Origin of the sequence: Kordia jejudonensis, from assembly GCF_001005315.1 — a bacterium.
Taxonomy (GTDB): domain Bacteria; phylum Bacteroidota; class Bacteroidia; order Flavobacteriales; family Flavobacteriaceae; genus Kordia; species Kordia jejudonensis.
On record NZ_LBMG01000026.1, the window covers coordinates 1 to 25,462 of the forward strand.

General features: G+C 34.3%; 25 protein-coding genes. 18 read left to right on the top strand and 7 right to left on the bottom strand.

Annotation, left to right across the window (positions count from 1 at the left end):
• Positions 1-31: 31 nt before the first annotated feature.
• Complete coding sequence (locus tag AA089_RS13240; protein ID WP_053002398.1) at positions 32-916, bottom strand: RluA family pseudouridine synthase; 885 nt, start codon at positions 914-916, stop codon at positions 32-34.
• Positions 917-1,102: 186 nt separating this feature from the next.
• Between AA089_RS13240 and AA089_RS13245 the strand changes: the two genes are divergently transcribed.
• Entirely contained in the window at positions 1,103-1,522 is a 420-nt protein-coding gene (locus AA089_RS13245; RefSeq protein ID WP_046757445.1) for a hypothetical protein, read from the top strand.
• 88 nt (positions 1,523-1,610) lie between these two features.
• On the opposite strand, the gene htpG is transcribed toward AA089_RS13245, so the two are convergent.
• Positions 1,611-3,500 carry a molecular chaperone HtpG gene (gene htpG, locus AA089_RS13250; RefSeq protein WP_046757446.1) on the bottom strand — a complete coding sequence of 630 codons (1,890 nt, stop codon included), beginning with the start codon at positions 3,498-3,500 and terminating at the stop codon, positions 1,611-1,613.
• 407 nt (positions 3,501-3,907) lie between these two features.
• On the opposite strand from htpG, the gene AA089_RS13255 reads away from it, so the two are divergent.
• Positions 3,908-4,924: a 3-oxoacyl-ACP synthase III family protein gene (locus AA089_RS13255; protein ID WP_046757447.1), complete on the top strand. Its 1,017-nt coding sequence runs from the start codon at positions 3,908-3,910 to the stop codon at positions 4,922-4,924.
• A 389-nt stretch (positions 4,925-5,313) separates the two neighbouring features.
• On the opposite strand, the gene AA089_RS13260 is transcribed toward AA089_RS13255, so the two are convergent.
• Positions 5,314-7,785 carry a TonB-dependent receptor domain-containing protein gene (locus AA089_RS13260; RefSeq protein ID WP_046757523.1) on the bottom strand — a complete coding sequence of 824 codons (2,472 nt, stop codon included), beginning with the start codon at positions 7,783-7,785 and terminating at the stop codon, positions 5,314-5,316.
• Positions 7,786-7,995: 210 nt separating this feature from the next.
• On the opposite strand from AA089_RS13260, the gene AA089_RS13265 reads away from it, so the two are divergent.
• Positions 7,996-8,385 carry a CoA-binding protein gene (locus AA089_RS13265; RefSeq protein ID WP_046757448.1) on the top strand — a complete coding sequence of 130 codons (390 nt, stop codon included), beginning with the start codon at positions 7,996-7,998 and terminating at the stop codon, positions 8,383-8,385.
• On the opposite strand, the gene AA089_RS13270 is transcribed toward AA089_RS13265, so the two are convergent.
• Positions 8,329-9,840, bottom strand: coding sequence for a sodium:solute symporter (locus AA089_RS13270; RefSeq protein ID WP_046757449.1), 1,512 nt, complete (start codon positions 9,838-9,840; stop codon positions 8,329-8,331). The two genes, AA089_RS13265 and AA089_RS13270, sit on opposite strands and share 57 nt — an antisense overlap.
• Positions 9,841-10,051: 211 nt before the next feature.
• On the opposite strand from AA089_RS13270, the gene AA089_RS13275 reads away from it, so the two are divergent.
• The 5 genes from AA089_RS13275 to AA089_RS13295 all read left to right on the top strand — a co-directional run bounded on the left by AA089_RS13275 (position 10,052) and on the right by AA089_RS13295 (position 14,078).
• Positions 10,052-10,234 (top strand): hypothetical protein, encoded by a 183-nt coding sequence (locus AA089_RS13275; RefSeq protein WP_046757450.1) that lies wholly within the window; start codon positions 10,052-10,054, stop codon positions 10,232-10,234.
• The gene (locus AA089_RS13280) at positions 10,222-10,518 is read left to right on the top strand and encodes a type II toxin-antitoxin system RelE/ParE family toxin (protein WP_046757451.1); all 297 of its coding nucleotides are present in this window, start codon (positions 10,222-10,224) and stop codon (positions 10,516-10,518) included. Before AA089_RS13275 ends, AA089_RS13280 begins: the two co-directional genes overlap by 13 nt.
• A gap of 367 nt (positions 10,519-10,885) precedes the next feature.
• On the top strand, positions 10,886-11,506 hold the full coding sequence (recR, locus tag AA089_RS13285) for a recombination mediator RecR (RefSeq protein WP_046757452.1): 621 nt from the start codon (positions 10,886-10,888) through the stop codon (positions 11,504-11,506).
• A 13-nt stretch (positions 11,507-11,519) separates the two neighbouring features.
• Complete coding sequence (locus AA089_RS13290) at positions 11,520-12,641, top strand: glycosyltransferase family 2 protein (protein ID WP_046757453.1); 1,122 nt, start codon at positions 11,520-11,522, stop codon at positions 12,639-12,641.
• 81 nt (positions 12,642-12,722) lie between these two features.
• A complete protein-coding gene (locus AA089_RS13295) occupies positions 12,723-14,078 on the top strand; it encodes a dihydrolipoamide acetyltransferase family protein (protein ID WP_046757454.1) in 1,356 nt (451 codons plus the stop codon).
• A 290-nt stretch (positions 14,079-14,368) separates the two neighbouring features.
• On the opposite strand, the gene AA089_RS23715 is transcribed toward AA089_RS13295, so the two are convergent.
• Entirely contained in the window at positions 14,369-14,995 is a 627-nt protein-coding gene (locus AA089_RS23715) for a thioredoxin domain-containing protein (RefSeq protein WP_053002400.1), read from the bottom strand.
• 107 nt (positions 14,996-15,102) lie between these two features.
• Between AA089_RS23715 and AA089_RS13305 the strand changes: the two genes are divergently transcribed.
• The 9 genes from AA089_RS13305 (at position 15,103) to ftsY (ending at position 20,936) form a co-directional block, all read left to right on the top strand.
• Positions 15,103-15,876, top strand: coding sequence for a 3'-5' exonuclease (locus AA089_RS13305; protein WP_046757455.1), 774 nt, complete (start codon positions 15,103-15,105; stop codon positions 15,874-15,876).
• A 17-nt stretch (positions 15,877-15,893) separates the two neighbouring features.
• Positions 15,894-16,829, top strand: coding sequence for a carboxypeptidase-like regulatory domain-containing protein (locus AA089_RS13310; RefSeq protein ID WP_162200445.1), 936 nt, complete (start codon positions 15,894-15,896; stop codon positions 16,827-16,829).
• A 30-nt stretch (positions 16,830-16,859) separates the two neighbouring features.
• Positions 16,860-17,471 carry a fumarylacetoacetate hydrolase family protein gene (locus AA089_RS13315; RefSeq protein WP_046757457.1) on the top strand — a complete coding sequence of 204 codons (612 nt, stop codon included), beginning with the start codon at positions 16,860-16,862 and terminating at the stop codon, positions 17,469-17,471.
• Between the two features lie 3 nt (positions 17,472-17,474).
• Positions 17,475-17,810: an Hpt domain-containing protein gene (locus AA089_RS13320; protein WP_046757458.1), complete on the top strand. Its 336-nt coding sequence runs from the start codon at positions 17,475-17,477 to the stop codon at positions 17,808-17,810.
• A 6-nt stretch (positions 17,811-17,816) separates the two neighbouring features.
• Positions 17,817-19,073 (top strand): competence/damage-inducible protein A, encoded by a 1,257-nt coding sequence (locus tag AA089_RS13325; protein WP_046757459.1) that lies wholly within the window; start codon positions 17,817-17,819, stop codon positions 19,071-19,073.
• Between the two features lie 70 nt (positions 19,074-19,143).
• Complete coding sequence (rpmB, locus tag AA089_RS13330; protein WP_046757460.1) at positions 19,144-19,380, top strand: 50S ribosomal protein L28; 237 nt, start codon at positions 19,144-19,146, stop codon at positions 19,378-19,380.
• Between the two features lie 32 nt (positions 19,381-19,412).
• Positions 19,413-19,595, top strand: a complete 183-nt coding sequence (gene rpmG / locus AA089_RS13335; protein WP_046757461.1) for a 50S ribosomal protein L33 — start codon at positions 19,413-19,415, stop codon at positions 19,593-19,595.
• A 6-nt stretch (positions 19,596-19,601) separates the two neighbouring features.
• On the top strand, positions 19,602-19,751 hold the full coding sequence (locus AA089_RS24100; protein ID WP_064972223.1) for a DUF4295 domain-containing protein: 150 nt from the start codon (positions 19,602-19,604) through the stop codon (positions 19,749-19,751).
• 228 nt (positions 19,752-19,979) lie between these two features.
• Positions 19,980-20,936: a signal recognition particle-docking protein FtsY gene (gene ftsY / locus AA089_RS13340; protein WP_046757462.1), complete on the top strand. Its 957-nt coding sequence runs from the start codon at positions 19,980-19,982 to the stop codon at positions 20,934-20,936.
• Between the two features lie 148 nt (positions 20,937-21,084).
• Here ftsY and AA089_RS13345 read toward each other — a convergent pair whose 3' ends face one another.
• On the bottom strand, positions 21,085-22,422 hold the full coding sequence (locus AA089_RS13345; RefSeq protein ID WP_046757463.1) for a fibronectin type III domain-containing protein: 1,338 nt from the start codon (positions 22,420-22,422) through the stop codon (positions 21,085-21,087).
• Positions 22,423-22,553: 131 nt separating this feature from the next.
• Here AA089_RS13345 and AA089_RS13350 point away from each other — a divergent pair, with 131 nt between their 5' ends.
• Positions 22,554-24,185, top strand: coding sequence for an amidase family protein (locus tag AA089_RS13350; RefSeq protein WP_046757464.1), 1,632 nt, complete (start codon positions 22,554-22,556; stop codon positions 24,183-24,185).
• Between the two features lie 616 nt (positions 24,186-24,801).
• On the opposite strand, the gene AA089_RS13355 is transcribed toward AA089_RS13350, so the two are convergent.
• Entirely contained in the window at positions 24,802-25,458 is a 657-nt protein-coding gene (locus tag AA089_RS13355) for a hypothetical protein (RefSeq protein ID WP_046757465.1), read from the bottom strand.
• Positions 25,459-25,462: the final 4 nt, after the last annotated feature.

Below are 25,462 nucleotides of genomic sequence, written 5' to 3' on the forward strand. Positions count from 1 at the left end.
GACCATGACTGAACTTCGGTTCGCTTTTTTATTATTTAAACTTTAAAAAACGTCTTTCTTCACGTTTTAAAATATTTTGAAACTTGTTTGGTGGCGTGATTGAAAATGACAACTTTTCCAATGTTTTAGGATGCGAGAACTGAATGAAAGTTGCACATAAAAACAATCCTTTTTTATAATTTTCTTCAGGATTTCCGTGAAGTTGATCGCCCACAATTGGATGATTGATGCTTGCCAAGTGAATTCGCAATTGATGTGTTCTTCCCGTTTTTGGAACTAATTGTACATGCGATAGATATTCGTTTTGCAATGATGAAACTGTTTCTATAGTTTTAAATGTGGTAAACGCTTCTTTTTCGGCTACAGCCGTGTGAATTTCACCTTTTAGAGCCGTTTTGCCTAAAACAATTGCCTGATATTCTTTAGAAATTTCCTGTTGTTCAAACTGTTTGTACAAATCAATTTGCGCACTTTTTGTTTTGGCAATTAATAGAATTCCCGAAGTTGGATTGTCCAATCGATGTACAGGTTTTGGAAACGCTAACGCATCATTTGCTTCGGAACGTTTCAAATTGTACGGTAATGCATTTTCAATGGTTTTGAAATAATTTCCATTGGTAGGAAATCCAGCAGGTTTGTTGATGATTGCAATGTCATCATCTTCAAAAATTATAGGAATTTGAAGCTTGAATATTTTTTTTATCACTGTTTCTTCTTCAAAAACTTCTACAACATCGTTTGTGTTGAGGTATGTTGCTGTTGTAGCAATTTTTCCATTTACATAAATTAACTTTTTTTTGAGTATTTTTTTAAGCGCACTTTTACTCAAAATACTAGCAAATACAGCAACTTCATATTCTTGTATACGAATAGAAGTATGAAGGTTTGGGACGATATGTGTTTCGAGGAGTTTCAAATTTTTTATAAAAATACAAACAGACAATCAAATAACAGTGTATTGACAGTGTAAAGTCAGTAAATCATTATCTTATATTAAAAATAAGTAAAAGATTACAAAAAAAGCATATCAATGTTACGGTTTTTACGTATGCTAACTACTTTTGTAGTATATATATTTGTGTTCAATTAAACATATTTAATCATGAAAAAAATAATTGGAGCAGTATTGTGTATGTGTTTGTTACTTATATCTTGTGCTTCAGACGACCTTACGATTGAGGAAATGTCCTTGAGTAAAGCAGAACAAGATGCAATTGTAAAATTAGTAACGACCAACCTTTCTATAACAGAAAAAACACAAGTCACGATTAACGAAGTAAAGTTAGTAAAAATCAATGAAAGTTATTATTTAAGATCATACCATGGCGATAAAATTACGACTACTTTATTACGAGTTGAAAATAGAACAACATTGAAATATGCAGGAATTTCATGTACGACTACTTATTGTTCAACTGATACTGGCTGTATTCCAGATAAAGACGGAAAAAAATGTACCAAATGTGGAGCCTTTAGTTCAGATTGTACAAAAACGGTAACTTCCGACATTGTAGCCGACTGAAATTAGACATACTTTCTTTTTAAAATATCAAAAAACCACTTCGAAAGAAGTGGTTTTTTGATATATAACTAAAATTAAATTTTATAATCTATTTTATCATATCATAACTACGTTTGATGAATTGTGTCAACTCTTCTCCCGTTAGTAAATTTTGCGATAAACGTGCTAAATCTAATGATTGTTTAATTAAACGTTCTTGTTTTTTCTTCGTTTTTGTGTTTAGAATTTGTCCAACCAATTCATGATTTGTATTTACGACTAAGTTGTACATTTCTGGGAAATTCCCCATTCCAAACATTCCGCCACCGCCAGTTTGTTGCATCTCTTTCATACGACGCATAAATTCTGGTTGTGTTATCATAAACGGAGACGCTTCAGAATCCATCGCTTCCAGCTGAACTGTATATTTATCAGCAGGTACAACTTCTGTTAAGGTAGTTTTTAAACTTTCTTTTTCTTCATCCGAAAGTTTAGAAATTTGCTCCTCATCTTTTTTGATAATATTATCAATATGATCTGCATCAACACGTGCAAATGAAATATTTTCTTTTGATGTTTCCAGCTTCTGAATTAAGTGTGAAACAATTGGAGAATCTAACAATAAAACTTCGTATCCTTTTGCTTTTGCAGCTTCAATATAGCTGTGTTGCTGATCTTTGTCAGAAGCATATAAAACGATTGTTTTGCCATCTTTATCTGTTTGCGCATCTTTGATTTTTTCATTCAATTCTTCAAATGTGTAATACGATCCGTCAACAGAAGGATACAAGGCAAATTTGTCAGCTTTGTCAAAGAATTTCTCTTCGGAAAGCATTCCATATTCAATCACAATTTTAATATCATTCCATTTTGCTTCAAAATCTTCTCTGTTGTTTTTGAACAAAGAGCTCAATTTGTCAGCCACTTTACGTGTGATGTATGAAGAAATTTTCTTCACATTTCCATCAGCTTGTAAGTACGAACGAGAAACGTTTAGTGGAATATCTGGAGAATCAATAACACCTTTCAGCATGGTTAAAAATTCAGGCACAATTCCTTCTACATTATCCGTAACAAATACTTGATTTTGGTATAGTTGAATACGATCTTTCTGCATATTCATATCGTTCCCCATTTTTGGGAAATATAAAATACCTGTTAAGTTAAACGGATAATCTACATTTAAATGAATATTGAATAATGGCTCTTCAAACTGCATTGGATACAACTCACGGTAGAAGTTTTTGTAATCTTCGTCCTTTAAGTCTGCAGGTTGTTTTGTCCAAGCCGGATTTGGATTGTTGATGATATTATCTACTGTAATTTTTTCAGCTTCTGCGCCTTCTTCTGCATCTTCAGGAAGTGGTAATGTTTCTTCTTTTGTTCCGAATTTAATTGGAATAGGCATGAACTTGTTATACTTTACTAACAATTCATTAATTCTAGCATCTTCTAAAAATTCAGTAGAATCTTCTGCAATGTGAAGAATAATTTCTGTTCCTCTTTCTGTTTTATCGTGTTCTTCTAAGGTAAATTGTGGCGAACCATCACATGTCCAATGTGCGGCTTTCACATCTTCTTTATAACTTTTAGAAATAATTTCTACTTTTTCGGCTACCATGAAAGCAGAGTAGAATCCAAGTCCAAAATGTCCGATAATTCCTGAATCTTTGGCAGAATCTTTGTATTTTTCTAAAAATTCTTCTGCTCCAGAAAAAGCGACTTCGTTGATGTATTTTTGAATTTCATCGGCAGACATTCCAAGTCCTTGATCAATAATATGAAGTTTTTTTCCTTCTTTATCTACTTTAATTTCTATGACTGGATTTCCGTATTCTACGCTTACTTCTCCAATACTTGTTAAGTGTTTCAGCTTAAGTGTAGCATCGGTTGCGTTAGAAATAAGTTCTCTTAAAAAGATTTCGTGATCGCTGTATAAGAACTTCTTAATTAAGGGGAAAATATTTTCGACAGATACATTAATATTTCCTGTTGCCATTTGTTATCTTTTTAGTTTATGATTATAAATTAGTATTGTTTGTACATTCCTTTTCAAAAAAAATACCATTTTCACGTAAGTGACAAGATGACATATGTTTTGATTTGAAAAATAAATCCAATAAAGAACAAAAACTTTGTAAGGAATCTGAACTCATTTCGATTTAATTTATATGATTAAGGAAAAAGATTGCTATGAGAAGACACTACTTCCTTAATCGATTGTTTATTTATTGGTTAGGTTGTTTTAAAGCGCATTTATGTATACATAGATGCGCTTTTTTAATAGATACTGCGGGTTATCTTTCACGAACTAATTTATAATGCTTATTATTGTTCTACAAATTTTTGAGAATTTGTAAATTTGCAATTCAGTTTTGCACTGAAAATTATAAAATTGACAATATTATGTATACATCTAAAATTATAGGTTTAGGACATTATGTTCCAGATAATGTGGTAACGAATGATGATTTATCCAAAATAATGGATACAAATGATGAATGGATACAGGAACGTACAGGAATTAAAGAACGACGATTTGCCGTAAAAGGTACAGAAGATACAACTTCGGGAATGGGCGTAAAAGCTGCAAAAATTGCTATTGAACGCGCAGGAATTGACAAAGATGATATTGATTTTATCATTTTTGCAACCTTAAGTCCCGATTATTATTTTCCAGGACCAGGTGTGATGGTGCAAAAAGCATTGGATATTAAAACTGTTGGCGCATTAGATGTACGAAACCAGTGTTCTGGATTTGTATATGCAATTTCAGTAGCAGATCAATTTATAAAAACAGGAATGTATAAAAACATCTTGGTAATTGGATCAGAATTGCATTCACACGGATTGGATATGACGACGCGTGGACGTGGGGTTTCCGTAATTTTTGGAGATGGAGCAGGAGCAGCCGTGTTATCAAGAAGTTCAGCAGAAGGAACAGGAATTTTGTCTACACATTTACATTCGCAAGGAGAACATGCTGAAGAATTAGCCTTAACAGCACCAGGAATGGGAACACGTTGGGTAAATGATATTATTGAAGATCATGAAAATAATGTAGAAGATACTTCGTACTTTCCACATATGAATGGACAGTTTGTATTTAAAAATGCTGTTGTCCGTTTTAGTGAAGTCATTATGGAAGGTTTGAAACAAAATGGATTGCAAAAAGAAGATATTGACATGTTGATTCCGCACCAAGCAAATTTGAGAATTGCACAATTTATTCAAAAGAAATTTGGACTTGGAAATGATCAAGTGTATAATAATATCATGCGTTATGGAAATACAACTGCGGCATCAATTCCGATTGCATTAACAGAAGCGTGGGAAGAAGGAAAAATAAAAGAAGGCGATACGGTAGTATTGGCAGCTTTCGGAAGTGGATTTACTTGGGGAAGCGTTATTATAAAATGGTAAGTTAAAAAAATACCATAAAAAAGTCCCAAGTTCTTACGAGCTTGGGATTTTTTTGTTAGATATGTGAAATATCTAATATGTGTTATGCAATATTTCTAGGATATTTGTAAGAGTGCTAAATTCGAATAATCAACCTATATTTCTAATACTGAATAACTTTCTTATTACAAAGTTGGACGTTTTTTTTGAGATTTACTGACAGCTTAGGAGAAATTTAACAATATTTCGGATCAAACGTATTAGTTTTTAGATCAATAACATTATACACGATTTTACACAAAACAGAAAACCCCAACTGTGCACAGTTGAGGTTTTCATAGATTAATAGCGTTCAATTAACACTAACCATCAATAATAATTGAAGCCATTAAGTTGTATAGGTGTTTGGCTTATAAAAATCCGCCACTTCCTGATTTTTCATCGTTATCACGTCTTTTACGCGATTTTGCTCTGTATTTTCCACCTCCAAAACGGTATGCAATACTCACATTTACGGTATTACTTTCCCATCTGAAAGCTCCAACTTGGCGAAAAGGTCTATCTCCATCAAAACCAAATTCCATTGTATTGAAGATATCATTATAATTTACGCTCAACGTTCCGTTTCCTTGTGCAAATGCATACCGCGCTCCAATATTTACAAAATACATTGGCTTCATCTCAAACTGTAATCCTTGCACGCTTCCTCGGTAAAATCCGAAAGCAGATAAGTTTAGTTTTTTAGTCACTTTAAAATTGTTGAACATTCTAAAATTCCAAGCGGCATTGTCAACTTCTACGGTTTCACTTACAATATTATCTACTGTAGCCACATCTGTTGGCGCATTCAACGATTCTGTGATTCCTTTTTGTGTTTGCGAGAAGAAATCAAAACTAGAATTAAAACTCCACCAGCTTGTTGGTCTGAAATTACTTGAAATTTCAACTCCATACGCCGAAGTATTATCAAAGTTGTCGTTTGTTAAAATCAATCGGTTAATATCTGTACGATCTACAAAAACAGCTCTGTTGATTTCATCTTCAATCAATCTATAAAATACACCACCAGTAATAGTTCCTTTGTTTCCTAGTTTTCGCGTATAATTCACTTCCATAGAATTGGTAAACTGTGGCTGTAAGTTGATATTTCCAAAAGATGAAATTAGCGGCGTTGCCCATTCTCTAATTGGATTAACTTGTCCAATTCCTGGGCGATCTACACGTCTACTATAACTCAATTGGTATGAATTTTTCTCAGATGGCGAATACGTAAAAAACGCAGATGGATATACTTGTGTATAATCATTATTGAAAATGATATTGTCGGTATCCGTCGTTTCAATTTCACTTGACAACGCATTTGCTTCAACTTTTACTGTTTCAGCTCTTAAACCTACTTGGTACGACCATTTTTCATATTGTTTCCCGTACGTTGCATAGGCAGAATAAATATCTCTACTATAATTAAAATCAGTGCTTGGTGTTCTGCGTAACATTCCTGCTTCATCAAACGAAAATCCAGTAGATTGATATTCAATATCAGAGTTAAACAAACGTGCTTCCGCGCCAAGTTCTAACTTTGCTTTGTTTTTCAACGGACGTACATAATCTAAATTAATAGTAGTACGATCTCTCGAAGTTTCCGTTTCATCTGTATAATTAGGAAAAGTGTTCGCACCTGCAAATTGAAAGTCAAACTGATCTTCGGCATCAAATACATTATAATCTGCTTCTAATTCAAGCACATGACCTTCATCATCAATATCATATTTATAATTAAAGTTGTATTGAGAAGCTAAATTTTCATTATCTGCTAAGAAATCTTGAAATGTATTAAACTGTGGATTGTCATAAAATAAAACATCCGTATTTCCATCATTTTGATTCTCGCTAATATTTTGATTCGTAAAGAACGAAATTGTATTCTTATCATTTAAATACACATCAAGTCCAACCTTAAATAAATGTGTTTTTGAGTTGTCTAAAAAGCTAAACAATTGCTCAGAATTTTCATCTTCACGAAATATGTTTCCTTCGTTGGCATTTTTGGCAATATTGTTAGAATAATTTCCAAACACGTTAAATTTTCCGTTACGGTAATTCATATCAATAGCACTGTTAAATTTTGCTTCACGTTCACGTGTCAGTCCAATATTGATATTTCCATTAAACCCAATATTGACATTTTTACGCAAAACGATATTGATAATTCCACTCATTCCTTCAGGATTGTACTTTGCAGAAGGATTGGTAATCAATTCAATTTTCTTAATAGAATTTGAAGGTAATTGACGTAGCAATTGTGCTGTAGGAATGTTTGATAATTTTCCATCAACCATAACACGTACATTTTGATTTCCGCGAAGGCTGATAGCTCCTGTTTGCTGATCTACATTTACAGAAGGTAAGTTGTTCATAATGTCAGAAGCTGTTGGTCCGCTAGTTACCAAATCTTTTCCAACGGTAATTACTTTTCGATCTACTTTTTGTTCTATCGTAGTACGTTCGGCAACAACTTCAACTTCATTTAAAGTAGAAACGCTTTCCGTCAAGGAAACGGTTCCAATGGCAACAACTTTATTATCTTTAGAAATTGTGACATCTTTTGTAACAGTTTCATATCCGATAAACTGAATTTCTACACTAAGAAATCCTGCTGGAATTTTTTCGATTTTAAAATTTCCATTATCATCCGAAATAGCTCCAGTAAGAACGCTATTATCAGCTTTCAATTTAATAACAATGGTTGCATACGGAATGGTTTCTTGTGTAGTGGCATCAATTACTTTTCCAGTAATTGTACCGATTTTGGGTGCAGGAGTAGTTTGAGCGTATAATGTGCAGCAGAGCATCATCACGCAGAGTGTGATAAGTGTTTTCATGTTCGTTAGTTCGTTTTTTGTTTTTTGATGATAGCTTCCAGAATTACCAGAAGCATGCATACTTGACGAGAGAAAAGAAATGATGTTACGTTCTTTAACATCTTTTAACATAATTTAACAAATAACGCCATCACTGTTGAAAAATTAGTAAATTTGCCACTGCGTTACCAGCGCACATATCAAATCTTAACCTATTAAATATTCAATCCATTGAAAACATTAGTGCTAGGCGCTTCATTGAAGACGCATCGTTTTTCACACAAAGCCGTTCAAAAATTAGTAAGCTACAATCATGAAGTAGTCGCATACGGACTCAGAGAAGGAGAAATTAGTGGTGTACAAATCGATACAGAATTGCTTCCATATCAAGACATTCATACAGTTACACTTTATTTAAATGCTTCGCGTCAAGCTGCTTTTTACGATTACATAATTTCGTTACAACCTTCACGTGTTATTTTTAATCCAGGAACTGAAAACCCAACGTTTTACAAATTATTAGAAGAACATAACATTGCACACGAAGTTGCATGCACTTTAGTATTATTGGCGTCTAATCAGTACGAGCCCAGAGAACGTCAACAATCCGTTAATCGGTAACAATTCGTAGCCAAACTGGTAAAAAGTTTCTTTGGAGAGTTTTGTCGCTTCCGCGAGATTGGCAACGTCTTCGGTAACATAAATATAATAACTCCCGAAATTCGCAAGTACATACGTTAAACATATGGAAACTAGCGTGACAATCCATACGTGTTTGTCAATAACTTTGTACTTGGTAAAAATTCCAAACGCAAACAAGCCTAACAATGGTCCGTACGTATATCCTGCAATAGTTAAAATACTGTCAATAACACTCTTATTTGCCAAACTATTAAAAATAACAACCACAATAATCAACACAACAGACATACCAATGTGAACCAACTTTCGTGTGCTTTTCTGTTCGTGTTCAGGTTTCTTTTCAATGCCTAAAAAATCAACGGAAAAAGAAGTCGTTAAAGAAGTCAATGCAGAATCGGCACTCGAATAGGCAGCAGCAATCAATCCTAACAAAAATACAACGGCTAACGAAATTCCCAAGCCGCCATTGAGCGCAATTTCAGGAAACAATAAATCGGTTTTTGGTTTTCCGTCCATCAACGGCGTCGCAATATTATTTTGAGCGGCATACATAAATAATAAAGCGCCTAACAATAAAAATATCAAGTTTACCACAACCAATACAATACTAAAAGAAACCATGTTCTTCTGTGCATCGCCGAGCGTTTTACAAGTTAAATTCTTTTGCATCATATCTTGGTCCAATCCTGTCATACAAACGGCAATAAACAAACCACCAAGGAACGATTTCACAAAGTAATTCTTCACCATAAAACTCTCCGTAAACCATATTTGGTTATACTCTTGTAATGCTGCTGAATTCCAAAATTCGCCAAAACTCATGTTCAAGTTACCTAAAATCAAATACATGGCAACACCAACGGCAATAAGCATAAATAGCGTTTGTAACGTATCTGTCCACACAATGGTTTTAATTCCACCACGAAATGTGTACAACCAAATCAACAAAATTGACAAAGTAACCGTAACTGTAAACGGAATTCCGTACGCATCAAACACATAGCGTTGTAATACAATGGCAACCAAATATAATCGGAAGGAAGCGCCCAAAATTCTAGAAATCAAAAAGAAAAAAGCGCCAGTTTTATAACTCGTTACGCCAAATCTGTCTTCCAAATACTGATAAATAGAAGTTACATTCAAGCGATAATAAATCGGCATTAACACATACGCAATAATAAAATACCCAACCAAATAGCCAAAAACCACTTGCATATAGCTAAACTGCGAAGCTTCTACCCAACCAGGCACGGAAATAAACGTAACGCCTGAAAGCGAAGCGCCAATCATTCCAAAAGCCACTACATACCAAGGCGATTTTCGCGAAGCTTTAAAAAAGGTTTCATTACTGTCGTCTTTTCCTGTGAAATACGAAATTAAAATCAACACGCCAAAATAGCCGGCAATCAGAAGTAAAATATGAATTGGTTGCATAAAAATAATTTGTGGATTGCAAAATACAAACTTCCATGCTTCGCGCTATTCAAAAATTCAAAAATTTAAGGATTCAAGATTAAAGAATTAAATATTCCAAGTTCATATTTCGTTTTAAAAATCAACAAGCCATAGACAAATAAATTACCTTGCACTAATTAACAACGGAATAAAGATTAAATTTGTATCTTAGAATTATAAATTAAAAGCAATGTTGACTAAATCGAAATTAAGAGAACAAATTGAAAGTTTCCCAGAGGAATTTTCAATTGATGAATTAGTGGAAAGACTCATTTTAGTTGAAAAGATTGATCGAGGAAATACACAGTCTGAAAATGGAGAAGTTATTTCTGAAGCTGAACTTGATAATGAAATTGAAAAATGGTTCAAATAAATTGGACACTTCAAGCAACTTCTGATCTAAAAGATATTGCCGAATATATTTCTAAAGATTCCAAGAAGTACGCCAAACTTCAAATCGTTCGAATAAGATTTCGAACACGAATATTATCATCTCAATTATATTCGGGGAAAAAAGTTTCTGAAATTGGAAAGAAAAACATTCGTGAGTTAATTGAAGGAAACTACAGAATTATATATAAAGTAGTAAATGATTCGCGAATTGATATTTTAACAATTCATCATTCTGCTAGAGATTTATACAAAAGAAACATCTGATTGAAACATAAGGTAACATTTGTAACAATAGAACAAATTCATAAATTTAAACATACATGTCCAAGATAATCGAGTGACTTCTATGGGAATTCAGTATTTTTAAAGTTGCTAAAAATTAAATAATCATTACTACATTTTAAGACAATAGACAATAAAAGAAAAAGCTTTTGAAAATTTTATAAAAGACAACATAAAATAACTAGCAATCAAAAGTAAAATATGAATCGGTTGTATAAAAATAATTTGTGGATTGCAAAATACAAACTTCTGTTTCATTTTTAGATTGAATGATCAAAGGATTGAAGAATTCAACAATTCATAATTATGAATTCAGAATTCTGAATTAAAAAAGTGCTAAATTTGCCAAATGGAATTCTCCTCAAAACTCTTAGAAAATGCCGTCAATGAAGTTTCGCAATTACCTGGAATTGGAAAGCGAACAGCTTTACGATTGGTGTTACATCTGTTAAAACAACCCGAAAGTCAAACGCTTCACCTTACGTCAGCGTTGCAAGATTTGCGCACGGAAATCAAACATTGCAACAATTGCCACAACATATCCGACGTAGAAATTTGCGACATTTGCATAAATGCTAACAGACAAGAAGACCTCATTTGCGTCGTTGAAGACATTCGCGACGTCATGGCAATCGAAAGCACAGCACAATACAAAGGTTTATATCACGTATTGGGTGGAAAAATATCTCCCTTAGACGGAATTGGACCGCACAATCTCACCATTGAAAGCTTGGTAAACAAAGTAAAAGAAGGAAAAATAAAAGAAATAATTTTCGCGCTAAGTTCCACCATGGAAGGCGATACCACAAACTTTTACATCTACAAACAAATAGAAAACTACCAAGTAAAAACGTCAACCATTGCACGCGGAATCTCCGTTGGCGACGAATTGGAATACGCCGATGAAGTTACCTTAGGACGAAGCATCATCAACAGAGTTCCGTTTGAAAACTCACTAAAAAGTTCATAAAAACAGCTCTTTCATGCAACTTTCTGTCATCATTCTCAACTACAACGTGCGTTACTTCTTGGAAGCTTGTCTCCGAAGTGTACAAGCGGCAATTGAAAATCTAGATGCAGAAATCATCGTTATCGACAACAATTCGCCCGACGATAGTTGTGACATGATGCGAAACACATTTCCAAACATTCAACTCATTGTAAACACGGAAAACGTAGGTTTTGCCAAAGCAAACAATCAAGGTGTGCAGGTTGCCAAAGGCGAATACATTTGCATCCTAAATCCGGATACCATTGTTGCGGAAGACACATTTACACAACTCTTACAATTTGCGCAAAGCAAAAAAAACGTGGGAAGTATTGGTTGCAAACTCATAGATGGAAGCGGAACATTTTTGCCCGAAAGTAAACGAAACATTCCCACACCAATGGTTTCGGTAAAAAAAATTCTGGGACATAAAAACGCAGGATATTATTCAAATCTCCACGAAAACCAAACGGGAAAAGTAGACATTCTCGTGGGCGCATTCATGCTCATGAAAAAAAGTGTGTACCAAGCTGTCAACGGTTTCGATGAAGACTATTTCATGTATGGCGAAGACATCGACTTGTCGTACAAAATCAAAAAAGCAGGCTTTCAAAACTATTACTATGGCAAAACGTCCGTCATTCATTACAAAGGCGAAAGCACGCTAAAAGACAAAACCTATGCAAAGCGTTTCTATGGCGCCATGCAACTATTTTACAAAAAGCATTTCAAACGCAACGTGCTCTATGATGTTGCGGTTACGCTTGGCGCGAAGTTAATTCCGTTGCTTTCAAAGTCGGAAAACGGATTGGAAAAACACGTTGGCAATTGCATCATTTTTACAGACAATACAACACATTTTGAACAAATTCAGAAAGTTTACAACGGTACTAACTGCTTGAAGGTACAAAGCATGAGCGATCTTTTGGAGCATCTAAAAGACAAAAATCATACAGAAATTGTGCTCGATCATCATTTTATAAACATAAAAAGTAGCATTCAACTCTTCGAAAAACAACTTGGATATTACAAAATATTACCAAAAAACAGTACTTTTATCCTCGGTAGCGATTCGTCTAAAAATAGAGGAGAAGTACGACTGTTAACAAAGAATTAAATTAAAAATAATTCAACAAAAAACGATATTATTTAGTATTTTCGCAATCTCAAAATAAAATAACAGCATTAGATTAACGATATGGCAAAATTTGAACTAAAACTTCCGCAAATGGGAGAAAGTGTTGCAGAAGCAACAATTATATCATGGCTCAAAGAAGTTGGCGACACTATTGAAGCTGACGAAGCAGTATTAGAAATTGCAACAGACAAGGTAGACTCCGAATTGCCAAGCGAAGTTGATGGTGTATTAGTAGAAATACTATTCAATGTAGATGATGTTGTAAAAGTAGGAGAAACGGTAGCAATCATTGAAACCGAAGGAGAAGGAAGCCAAGAAGCTGCGAACACAGAAACACCAACACCAGAAACTATTGTAGCAGGAACACCAGCCGAAGCCGAAATTGCCGCACAAGCTGTTGTAAAAGCTAAAGAAACTGTGAGTAATGATTTTTCAACATCTGAAAAGTTCTATTCGCCATTAGTAAAAAACATAGCGAAAGAAGAAGGCATTTCAGTTGCAGAATTAGACACCATTAAAGGAACTGGAAAAGACGAGAGAGTTACTAAAAATGACATTCTAAATTACATAAAAAATCGTGACAACCAACCACAGCAAGTTGCACAAAAATCATACGTACACGAAGCGCCAAAAGCTGCCGTAATAGAAGCGGCTACAAAGGTTGCTACACCAAAATCAACACCAGCAACACCAGTTGCTGTCAACGGAAACGACGAAATCATCGAAATGACGCGTATGGGGAAACTCATTGCACATCACATGGTAGCTTCGGTACAAACATCTGCACACGTACAAAGTTTCGTTGAGGTCGATGTAACCAAAATTTGGAACTGGCGTAAAAAAATGAAAACGGCTTTTGAAAAACGTGAAGGCGAAAAACTTACCTTTACACCAATATTTATGGAAGCCGTAGCGAAAGCGTTGAAAGATTTCCCAATGATGAATATTGCTGTAGATGGCGATAACATCATCAAAAAGAAAAACATCAACTTAGGAATGGCAGCTGCATTGCCAGATGGAAATCTAATTGTTCCAGTGATCAAAAACGCAGATCAGTTAAACCTTGTCGGAATGGCAAAATCGGTAAATGACTTAGCAAGCAGAGCAAGAGCTAACAAGCTTAAGCCAGATGACATTCAAGGTGGAACATACACAGTAACCAATGTTGGTACATTTGGAAGCATTATGGGAACGCCAATCATCAATCAGCCACAAGTAGGAATCTTAGCTTTGGGCGCTATCAGAAAAGTGCCTGCGGTTATTGAAACTCCTGAAGGCGATTTCATTGGAATTCGTTACAAAATGTTCTTATCACATTCATACGACCATAGAGTTGTCAATGGTGCACTTGGTGGACAATTTGTAAAACAAGTTGCCGATTATTTAGAAGCGTGGGACAGCGATAGAGATATCTAAGAAATAATAATTCATATTTTACATTAAAGAGTTTTCGAAAGGAAGCTCTTTTTTTTTGAAGATTGAAAGATTGAAGGATTGAAGGATTGAAAGAATCGAGAAATTTCAACTAAACAACTAAACAACTAAACAACTAAACAACTAAACAACTAAACAACTAAACAACTAAACAACTAATAAAATTAAAAATGTAAAACGCTAAATTTTAAATGTAAAAGTATCTTCGAATAAACAAACACCAAACACCAAACACCAAACACCAAACACCCAACACCAAAAAAAAAACCAATCTACTCCTTGAGCATCTCAACAAACGAAATCAAATTCAAGCTTTCATGCAATTTGCCTTTCACGATCGCAATCGGAATAGAAGAAATCAACACATCTTGGCGTTTCATTTTAGAAATCGTATTCCAGAAAAATTCTTTGTAGCGTTCATTCTCTGAAATATCGAAAACTCTATGTTTAATACGATTTGCCTTCAACATACCAATCAATTTCTCGCATTTGACACATGCATCTTTCACAAAAATAATCGTTTCGCCCTTATCAATTAAATTGTCTAAAGCTTTCCATGTTTTCACACTCGTTTCTAAGTTCAACTCTTGCAATTGATCATCAAAAGAATAAAAATACGTGTATTCGGGCGTTGAATTTTTAAGCGGAATAAGTGTCGCAATCAAAACTTTCTTTTGTGCAGGAATCTTTTTAATAACAGGTCTAAAACTGCTCTTTCGAAATCCTTTTCCATCAACTTTAAAAAAAACCTCTTTGTCAGTTTCTGTATGATTTGTGGCATAAAAAAGAATTTTTTTCTTCGCTTTAACCTCTGTAATCTCTACATCTTTGGATTGTGCATTCATTGAAAAAATCCAACAGAAAAACAATAAAAAAGTAGTTAAAATACACTTCTGCATGCTCGTGTTTGTATTATTGTTAAGAATACATTAAAATCAATTATTATACCGAAAAATAATTTTATTTACCCTGTAATAATGGTAAATTTACTCTTTTAAACAAAATAATGGAATTAAAACTAAAAAATCCAATCTGTTTTTTCGATCTAGAAACCACAGGAGTTGATGTCGCCAAAGATAGAATCGTAGAAATTTCGATACTCAAAGTATTTCCTAACGGAAACAAAGAAAGCAAAACATGGTTGGTAAATCCTGAAATGCCAATTCCGCCAAATGTTTCTGAAATCCATGGTATTACAGACGATAAAGTTGCAAACGAACCTACGTTTAAGCAATTGTCAAAAGAGGTATACAACATGATAAAAGATAGTGATTTGGCAGGATACAATTCTGATCGATTTGATATTCCATTACTTGCCGAAGAACTCTTGCGCGCTGACATTGATTTTGATATGAAAAACAAAGTCTCGGTTGATGTTCAAACTATTTTTCACAAAATGGAAAAACGTACACTTTCAGCAGCCTACAAATTTTACTGTGGAAAAGAACTTGAAGGCGCCCACGGAGCAGAAGCTGACACAAATGCTACGTATGAAGTCTTAAAATCACAACTAGATCGATACGAAGAACTTGAAAATGACGTAAAAAAGTTAAGCGAATTTACAACGCGTAAAAAAATGGCTGACTTTGCAGGATTCATTTCGTATGATAAAGAAGGTGTAGAAATCTTCTCGTTCGGAAAACACAAAGGCAAAAAAGTAGAAGCAGTACTGGATGAAGAACCAGGATATTTTGGTTGGATTCTCAACGCAAACTTTCCGCTGTACACTAAAAAAGTACTCACAGCAATAAAACTGCGAAAACTAAATACAAAGTTTTAAAAACACTAAAAATGGACATGGGAAAAGCTACCATCATACTCATTACATTTTTTAGTTGTTGTTTCGCGTTTGCTCAAAAAAATATTTCGGGAACTATTGTTAATAAATATACAAAAGAACCTATAGCATATGCACATTTAATCATTCCTTCACAAAAAAGAGGAACTACAGCAGATAAAGACGGAAAATTTGAATTTACAGTCGTAGAGGATTGGATTGGAAGTATACTAAAAATTACTTGTGTTGGCTTTCAAGACAAGCAAATGGAGTTGGTACGCGGAAAAGATGTCATCATTTATCTGGAACCGTCGGTTGAATTTCTACAGGCAGTACATTTATCAAATGAAGAGCGACAGGAGTTAGTGCGCGTAAACTCATTTCGTGGAAAGCGAAGTATAGGATTGGGGAACTTTAGCGGTGGCGCATATCCGTCCATGTTTGCCAGATATTATCCCTTTGATGCTTCATTAGGCGCTGAAAATTACTTAAAGGAAGTTTCTGTTTTCTTTTACCGAGAAGGTAGACACAATGCAAAATTTCGGTTTCGAGTTGTGTCAGCTACAGCAGCTAAAATGCCCAAAGATGACTTGGTCGAGCCTATGATTATTGATGTAAGTTACAAGCAAGCCAAAACAAAAATACAAATGCCTTCTAACGGAATTGAAGTGCCCGAAGAAGGATTTTTCATCGTCGTAGAACATTTATTCATTGAAGAAAATGAATTTGAAGAAATCATACATTTAAAAGTGAGCGATTCGCTTAAAATAACAGACATTAAACAAAAAAGATACGCGCCAATTTTCAAAGGAATTATAGAAAATAATGGAGATTCATATTCTTATTATATGTCAGTTGACGGATGGAAAAAAGTGCGAAAGTTAAAAATGCCACGCGCCGGTTTTAAAGAAGAAGAAGTTGTTGCGCCAGCATTCAAATTAAAGTTAACAAACTAAAAAATAGCGATCTAATCAAAATAAAAGCAAATGAAAATAATTTGTATAGGACGAAATTACGCAAAGCATATTGAAGAACTTGCAAACGAAAAACCAGCAGATCCTGTCATTTTTATGAAATCGGATACTTCTATATTATTGAAAAAACAACCATTTTTCATACCTGACTTCTCAGATGAAATTCATCATGAAGTTGAAATATTGGTAAAAATTAATAAATTAGGGAAATATATAGATCAAAAATTTGCGCACAAATATTACAATGAAATCAGTGTAGGAATCGATTTTACAGCGCGCGATTTACAATCAAAACTAAAAGAAAAAGGATTGCCGTGGGAAAAAGCAAAAGCATTTGATGGTTCAGCAGTTGTAGGACAATGGATTGCAAAAGATCAATTTGAAGATTTAAATAACGTAAACTTCAGGTTAGAAAAAAATAATGAAATTGTGCAACAAGGAAATACCAAACAAATGCTCTGGAAAATAGACGAACTCATTGCATACGTTTCCCAATACTTTACGTTAAAAATAGGAGACATTATATTCACAGGAACACCCGCAGGAGTAAGTAAAGTACATCCTGAAGATCGTTTGGTTGGATACATAGAAGAACAACAATTATTTTCAATACTAGTAAAATAAAAAATGAGTTACAACATAGATAAAATACTCGAATTAGATAATGATGAAGAATTTGCAAAAGCCGTTGTAGAAGCTTTCGTTGAAGAAATTCCGCAAGATCTAATTCAATTTACAAAATCAGTCGACGCCGAAAACTACAAAGAAATATATGCGGTCAGCCACAAAATAAAACCCAATCTTGATTTATTAGGCATGACAGATGCTTACGAATTAAATCTTCAAATACTTGCTTGGGCAAAAGGCGAAACCAATATTTCAGATATTAGAACAGCGTACGCAAAAGTATATTCCAAAATAACAAATACCATTACGTTACTAAAAAAAGATTTCAACCTCTAACTACATATGATTGCAGAAATAATTACCATTGGCGATGAAATTCTCATTGGACAAATAGTAGACACAAACTCCGTATTCATATCAAAAGCATTAAATGAAATCGGAATCTCAGTACATCAAATTACATCCATACAAGATGACAAACAACACATACTTGAAGCACTAGAAGCCGCAAAACAAAAAGCAGATGTAGTACTAATTACGGGTGGATTAGGTCCTACAAAAGATGATATTACCAAGCACACACTTTGCGAATACTTTGACGATACGTTGGTTAAAAACGAAGCAGTTTTAGCGCATATAGAAGAGTTGTTTGCAAAATACATCACTACCTCGCCAATCTCTAACATGAACAGAGATCAAGCCTTTGTGCCTTCAAAAGCGCAAGTATTGATGAACACTTACGGAACAGCGCCAGGAATGTGGTTGGAAAAAGATGATACAGTTTTTATTTCCATGCCAGGAGTTCCGTACGAAATGCGCGGATTGATGACAAATTACATCATTCCAAAACTGCAAAAAGAGTTTGAACGCCCTTTCATATATCACAAAACGATACTTACGTACGGAATGGGCGAAAGTAGTATTGCAATGAAAATTGAAGACTGGGAAAATAACCTTCCAGACAATGTGAAACTCGCTTATTTGCCAAATTTTGGAAAAGTTCGATTGCGTCTTACAGGAAAAGGAACTGATAGGGAAGAAGTGACCAATGTTGTTGATGCGTATGCACAAAAGCTCTATCCAATTATTGGCGATATCATTCGTGGTGTTGAAGGGAAAACAAGCATTGTAACTCAAATAGGAGAATTATTAGTTGCAAAAGGTCAAAAATTGGCTGCTGCCGAAAGTTGTACAGGCGGACGCATTGCTTCACAAATAACCCAAGAATCTGGTGTTTCTGCCTTTTTCAATGGAAGTGCTGTTACATATGCCGTACAATCTAAAATTGATCTTTTGGGCGTGCCTGAAGCACTAATTGAAGCGCATTCGGTTGTCAGTAAGGAAGTTGTAGAAGCAATGGCAGTTGGAGCAAAAAAAATATACAAAGCCGATTATGCAATGGCTACAACTGGAAACGCAGGACCTGCAAAAGGCAACTCAAATGTGGAAGTTGGAACCGTTTGTATCGGAATTGCAACTCCTGATGGAGTTATTTCGCAAGAATTTAATTTTGGACAACCAAGAGAAAAGGTAGTAAACAAAGCGGTTACCAAGGCTTTTGAAATGTTGCTAGAAGAAATTTTAAAAAACAGTAAATAAATATTTGCTGAGAAAATAAAAAAATGTAAATTTGCACCTCGTTTTTGAATAACTTAAAAGTTTAGTACAGATGTCAAGAATTTGTGAATTAACAGGTAAGAAAGCTATGGTAGGGAATAATGTTTCCCATGCAATGAATAAGACAAAACGCAAATTTAATGCGAATCTTACAAAAAAGCGTTTCTATATCCCTGAAGAAGATAAGTGGGTTACTTTAAAAGTATCTACTTCAGCATTGAAAACAATCAATAAAATAGGGATCTCTGCGATGCTTAAACAAGCAAGAGCAAATGGTTTTATTAAATAATATACAGTCATAAAGTATAAATACCAACAGTAATGGCGAAGAAAGGAAATAGAGTTCAAGTGATACTAGAGTGTACAGAGCACAAAGCTTCTGGACAATCAGGAACTTCACGTTATATCACAACAAAAAACAAAAAGAATACTCCAGATAGATTAGAGATTAAGAAATTTAATCCAATCTTAAAGAGAATGACTGTTCACAAAGAAATAAAATAATAAGTCATGGCAAAGAAATCAGTAGCATCCTTACAAACAGGATCAAAAAGACTAACAAAAGCAATCAAAATGGTAAAATCTCCAAAATCTGGAGCTTACACATTTGTAGAGTCAATCATGTCTCCAGATAAGGTGAACGATTGGTTAAAAAAATAAGTATATATTTTATACGATCACATAGCTACTTTCGAAAGAGAGTAGCTTTTTGTTTTTATACCTGAACCAAAAAGATGACAGTTTTTCATGTTGATACATACAGGCAAGATAATTGACAACTCAAAAGGTATATAAACAACAATGTAAAATATATACTAATTTTAAGTATCTTGTTTTGCAATTTCTACAATCAATCTGATTGACAGGATTAACACAGTAACACGAATTATGAGTTTTTTTAAAAGAATATTTTCATCAGAAAAAAAAGAAACACTTGACAAAGGTTTAGAAAAGTCAAAATCCAGTTTTCTTTCAAAATTGACAAAAGCCGTTGCCGGAAAAAGTAAAGTTGATGATGAAGTTTTAGATAATTTAGAAGAAGTACTTGTCAGCAGTGATGTTGGCGTAGATACAACACTAAAAATTATTGATAGAATAGAAGAAAGAGTAGCCAAAGATAAATATTTAGGAACAGACGAGCTAAATAAAATTCTTCGTGAAGAAATCGCAGGCTTGCTCTCTGAAACCAATTCAGGCGAAGAAACAGAATATACCATTCCAGCCGACAAAAAACCGTATGTACTTATGGTAGTAGGTGTCAATGGTGTTGGAAAAACTACAACTATTGGTAAACTAGCATATCAATTTAATAAAAAAGGACTCAAAGTTGTACTTGGTGCAGCAGATACATTTAGAGCTGCCGCAATAGATCAATTACAAGTTTGGGCAGATAGAGTAGGCGTTCCTATTGTAAAACAAAGTATGGGAAGCGATCCTGCTTCAGTTGCATACGATGCGTTACAATCTGGTGTTGCACAAGATGCAGATGTCATAATAATTGACACCGCTGGACGATTGCATAACAAGGTAAACCTCATGAAAGAATTGACGAAAGTGAAAAAAGTAATGCAAAAAGTCATTGGCGATGCGCCACACGACGTATTACTTGTTTTAGATGGTTCTACTGGGCAAAACGCATTTGAGCAAGCAAAACAGTTTACAGCAGCTACAGAAGTAACTACGCTGGCTGTGACAAAACTTGACGGAACTGCAAAAGGAGGAGTTGTGATCGGAATTTCTGATCAATTTCAAATTCCTGTAAAATATATTGGCGTCGGAGAAGGTATCGAAGATTTGCAAGTATTCAACAAATATGAATTTGTGGATTCATTCTTTAAAAAATAGAAACCTCCATTCTTAGCTGTTGAAATTATATAATCAATTAGATATTTAGATTTGTACATAAGCTTCAAGAAAACAAATACAGATACAAACAAAAAAGCTGCATATTTATCATATGCAGCTTTTCTTATATTAAATATTTTCTATAAAATTAAATCTTCGTGAGTCGAATCACAACTTCTGTCAACGGTACATTTACACAAGTAGCACTTCCTGTATCTTCTATAAATCGAATATCAATAGTAGTATCATCGATCATATCATACATTGTCGGTGTCGCAGCGCCTAATCCTAACAATACATTATCGGCTCCACAATTGAAGTTCGTATCTTGATCGTTATTCACGCTCACAGTTCCATCACAATTTAATGTAAAGTTAAACGTCATTGTTGGTTGCGTTCCTGCCACATCTAAATTTGCTAAATACTTAACAGTAATACTTCTTTCTGTATCAGAAACTGCTACAATATCAACCGCAACAGGATCTCCAAAAATTGGCTCGTCCGTATTTCCAACCTCTTCATAAGTATACATTCCTGTGTATCCTAACGAAGGAGTCAAAACACCTACATTACTTACCCAAGCACTTGTAGTTGCCATTCCACATGAACCTCTTACAACAAAAGTATACGCAGTATTTGGGCATAAATTAGTAACCGTATATGTAGAATTATTAGTAGTTATTGCAGTAGCCGTATTTGCATCAAATCCAGCAGCTTCTGCATAACGAACTTCCCAGCTCGTTTCTCCATTCGAATCCCAATCTAAAACAACTGAATTCTGTGTAGCTGTACTTGTTAAATTTAATGGAGGTAAGCATGTTACAAATCGGAAAGGTCCTCTAAAGGAACTTGAACTTCCTGCTTGGCTACCATCTGTATTGTCATTACAATTGGCACGTACATAAAATTCATATTCGGTATTTGGAGCTAAATCCATTACTGTATGTTCTGTATTATTTCCAGTAGCAACCGTAGGAACTTCATCTAAATTGAAACCTACTGGTCCGTATTTAATTTCCCAAGCAATTTCGTTTCCACCTGGCATCCATGTAAAAGTAGCAGATGTTTTTGTCAAATTCATAATTCCTAAATCTGTCGGTGCTGGACAAGAAGTGCGGAACTGTAAAGGTCCAAACCATTCGTTATTCGGCAAGTTACAATCAGACTTTACATAGAATTCATATGAAGTTTGTGGCGCAAGTCCACCAATACCAGTACTTGTTGTTGGTGCATTAACAATAGTACCTGCATCAGGATCAAAACCAGGTGCTCCATAAGAAACTAACCAAGTTACGCCTGTAACAGGCAAACACTCTCCAGCGTCGTTTACGCTTCCACACCAATTCAATCTTGCAGATGTATCAGTAATGTTTGAAGTAAAAGATGCTACAACAGGTTGGCATGGTTGTATGATCTCTGGAATTTGTACATCATCTGAACACGAAAATACAAATCCTATTAGTAGAAGTAAAACTACTTTTTTCATAAATTTTTTTTTTGGTATCACAAATATATAAAAACAATGAAGAGTTTATAATTTAGAAGCCAAAAAATCAAGAATTCCAAATAGTTAAACTTTAAGATCGTATCTTTATATGCTACAAATAACGTATTAAAATGAAGAAAATTATATTTTTTGCCGTTCTATTTTCATCAATTGCTTGTCATACCCAAAAAACAGATCAAAGTGAAAATGATATCTCAGCTATTAGTGAAAAAGAATTCAGAGAATTTAAAGTTTTAGATTCCAAAGTAGTTGATAATCAGTATGTTTTAAATTATGTTTCAAAACAAATAGCAGATTTTACAGAAGCCGATTATCAAAAACTAAAACCATTTATTTTAGAAAAAAATATTCTCGAATTACAAAAGAGCAGATCCAACGGTGTATTTACCTATGAAACACTAGTGAAATTTTACATTTATAGAATCAAAAAATACGATCGGAACAACGAATTGTCATTAAATGCTGTCATTAGCATCAATCCAACTATAATTGCTGAAGCAAAACAAAAAGATCAAGAATTTTTAAATAAAAAATTAAAACCGGCCATTTTTGGAATGCCAATTCTACTAAAAGATAATGTCAATGCTGCTGGAATGCCAACAACTGCTGGAGCTGTTGCTTTAAAAAACAACACTGCCGATGATGCATACATTACCAAAAGACTAAAAGAAGAAGGTGCATTAATTTTAGGAAAAGCAAACCTAAGTGAATGGGCGTACTTTTTCTGTGGCGATTGCCCAAGTGGCTACAGTGCTGTTGGAGGACAAACCTTAAATCCGTATGGAAGAAAAATATTTGATACAGGCGGATCAAGCTCAGGAAGTGGCGTTTCCATTGCCGCAAACTTTGCAGTAGCGGCTGTCGGAACTGAAACTGCTGGTTCCATACTCTCACCGTCAAGTCAAAACTCTGTAGTTGGCTTAAAACCTACAATCGGATTGCTAAGTCGCTCAGGAATTGTTCCTATTTCAAGTACCTTAGACACACCAGGACCAATGACCAAAAGCGTAATAGATAACGCGATTTTGCTAGGCGCTTTGTACGGATATGACAGTACTGACAGCAAAAGTAAATCGTTAAAATATTCAGGAAGTTACTATTACACAGGTATCAAAAACGGAAATCCTTCTGTAAAAGGAAAACGTTTTGGCGCATTTACACGTCTGATGAAAGACACTTCATATCTACAAGCTATTGAAGTATTAAAACAACAAGGCGCGGAAGTTGTAGAAATTCCAGAAGAAGAAATAGGTTTGCCAAAATTCATCAATCTCTTAAATTTAGACATGAAAAAAGACTTGCCTGAATATTTCAAAAATCATACAGGAAAAGAAATTTCACTAACGTCAGTACAAGATGTAATCGATTTCAACAAAAAAGATTCGCTTACTTCAATGCCATACGGGCAAAAATTATTCTACGGAATTGTCAACGATAAAGCCAATAAAAAGGAATTCTCAGACATGAAAAAAACATTGCATGACAATGGAAAAACGTATTTTGATATTCCGATGGAAAAGCACAATTTGGATGCTGTGTTATCTATCAATAACTATCACGCGGCGTTTGCGGCTGTTGCCGAATATCCTGCCTTAACTGTTCCGATGGGCTATACGGAAAAAGGCGAACCAAAAGGAATTACCTTTATCGGAAAGCCATTTACGGAGAAAAATTTACTAGAATGGGCATACACATACGAACAAGCTTCCAAAAAACGAAAAGCACCAAAAAACTATAATTAATGTAAGTTCGACGTTGAAAATTTAGTTTGATACTTTTCTTTTCCGCAGTATAGCAGGAATTTTTCGTTAAAAATTTTTGAATCCTTGGAAATCGAAGATTCATGAACTCCTTGATTTAAAATAAAAGATAGTGAACTAAAAAATTTAGAAAGATTCATGTGGTTTTAGTTTTTTCCAAAAAGAAAAACTAAAAATACCTCTGGAAATGCTGTGCATTCATGAATACTTTAATTTAAAAATATAAATGACATGAACTAAAAGTTCCCTTTTTTTTGTTTCTTTTCTTTGGGAAAGCAAAGAAAATGAAAATAAAACACAGGAAATGTGATTTTAGCAGAGAGTTTCTAAACTTAAACATGAATTGAATCAGTTATATCAAATTCACATTATTTAATATAAAAATTAGGGCGTTCCCATCATCAAAAAAGCACCAAACTTCACGTATTGAGTTTCCTCAATGTTCCGTTTGGTGCTTTTTTAATGCTCGTCGGGCTATTCGCGTTACACGGTAACTGCTACTATCCCTAACGCAAAATGTGCTCTACAATTACCTTCTTTAGTTGTCACATGAACCGCAGTAAAAATATTGAATAAAGAAAGAAAATAAAAGCAAGAATCAACTTCCTAGTTGTTTTTGTTCAGGAGTATCCAAATTGCTATCATCTTTTCCGTTGTCCATTGCAAGTTCAATAAAATCGCCTGCTAACGTAGTAATCAATCCACCAGCGCGAACCAAAATAACCAATGCGTAAAAAACATTTTTATTAATTGGCGCATATCCTAAACCGGCAGGCAAATAATGAATTGCCATTCCTATATTACTCATCTTCAACAGTTTTTTCGGCATGACTGCCATAGCAATAATAATTCCTACAGCTCCGAGTGAACAAACGGCTGGTTTTACATATTTCATAGCTAACTTTCCAACCGTACCAACACTTGAAGTTTTAAGTGCCAACATAGAAAGAATCAAAGCCAATACTAAAACGTGTAGTACAATAATAGGAACCATTACCCATTTAATTGCTGCTGGCATTTCTATCTTTTTGTGATACAATAATCCCATAGACCAAAATGTGCCCACCAAACCGAGCATTGAAACTGTTTTTGTAATTGTTCCAACAAAACCTAAATCGGTTTCAGTGCTATCTGCGACTTCTTCTGCCGCATAAAATAAAAGTCCAAGTCCTGAAATTGCCAAACCGCTAATGGCAAATATTCTATCAACATCATCTAACGTGTTGTCTGCTGTATTATCTATTTCTTGTGTCATTATT

Coding starts and splice junctions, on each gene's coding strand:
- htpG (WP_046757446.1), bottom strand. CDS start 3,500: ATGGCAACAGGAAATATTAATGTATCTGTCGAAAATATTTTCCCCTTA.
- AA089_RS13320 (WP_046757458.1), top strand. CDS start 17,475: ATGAGTTACAACATAGATAAAATACTCGAATTAGATAATGATGAAGAA.
- AA089_RS13345 (WP_046757463.1), bottom strand. CDS start 22,422: ATGAAAAAAGTAGTTTTACTTCTACTAATAGGATTTGTATTTTCGTGT.
- AA089_RS13260 (WP_046757523.1), bottom strand. CDS start 7,785: ATGAAAACACTTATCACACTCTGCGTGATGATGCTCTGCTGCACATTA.
- ftsY (WP_046757462.1), top strand. CDS start 19,980: ATGAGTTTTTTTAAAAGAATATTTTCATCAGAAAAAAAAGAAACACTT.
- AA089_RS13280 (WP_046757451.1), top strand. CDS start 10,222: ATGGTTCAAATAAATTGGACACTTCAAGCAACTTCTGATCTAAAAGAT.
- rpmG (WP_046757461.1), top strand. CDS start 19,413: ATGGCGAAGAAAGGAAATAGAGTTCAAGTGATACTAGAGTGTACAGAG.
- AA089_RS13255 (WP_046757447.1), top strand. CDS start 3,908: ATGTATACATCTAAAATTATAGGTTTAGGACATTATGTTCCAGATAAT.
- AA089_RS13315 (WP_046757457.1), top strand. CDS start 16,860: ATGAAAATAATTTGTATAGGACGAAATTACGCAAAGCATATTGAAGAA.
- AA089_RS23715 (WP_053002400.1), bottom strand. CDS start 14,995: ATGCAGAAGTGTATTTTAACTACTTTTTTATTGTTTTTCTGTTGGATT.
- AA089_RS13325 (WP_046757459.1), top strand. CDS start 17,817: ATGATTGCAGAAATAATTACCATTGGCGATGAAATTCTCATTGGACAA.
- AA089_RS13310 (WP_162200445.1), top strand. CDS start 15,894: ATGGGAAAAGCTACCATCATACTCATTACATTTTTTAGTTGTTGTTTC.
- AA089_RS13295 (WP_046757454.1), top strand. CDS start 12,723: ATGGCAAAATTTGAACTAAAACTTCCGCAAATGGGAGAAAGTGTTGCA.
- AA089_RS13270 (WP_046757449.1), bottom strand. CDS start 9,840: ATGCAACCAATTCATATTTTACTTCTGATTGCCGGCTATTTTGGCGTG.
- AA089_RS13350 (WP_046757464.1), top strand. CDS start 22,554: ATGAAGAAAATTATATTTTTTGCCGTTCTATTTTCATCAATTGCTTGT.
- AA089_RS13290 (WP_046757453.1), top strand. CDS start 11,520: ATGCAACTTTCTGTCATCATTCTCAACTACAACGTGCGTTACTTCTTG.
- recR (WP_046757452.1), top strand. CDS start 10,886: ATGGAATTCTCCTCAAAACTCTTAGAAAATGCCGTCAATGAAGTTTCG.
- AA089_RS24100 (WP_064972223.1), top strand. CDS start 19,602: ATGGCAAAGAAATCAGTAGCATCCTTACAAACAGGATCAAAAAGACTA.
- AA089_RS13355 (WP_046757465.1), bottom strand. CDS start 25,458: ATGACACAAGAAATAGATAATACAGCAGACAACACGTTAGATGATGTT.
- AA089_RS13275 (WP_046757450.1), top strand. CDS start 10,052: ATGTTGACTAAATCGAAATTAAGAGAACAAATTGAAAGTTTCCCAGAG.
- AA089_RS13245 (WP_046757445.1), top strand. CDS start 1,103: ATGAAAAAAATAATTGGAGCAGTATTGTGTATGTGTTTGTTACTTATA.
- AA089_RS13305 (WP_046757455.1), top strand. CDS start 15,103: ATGGAATTAAAACTAAAAAATCCAATCTGTTTTTTCGATCTAGAAACC.
- rpmB (WP_046757460.1), top strand. CDS start 19,144: ATGTCAAGAATTTGTGAATTAACAGGTAAGAAAGCTATGGTAGGGAAT.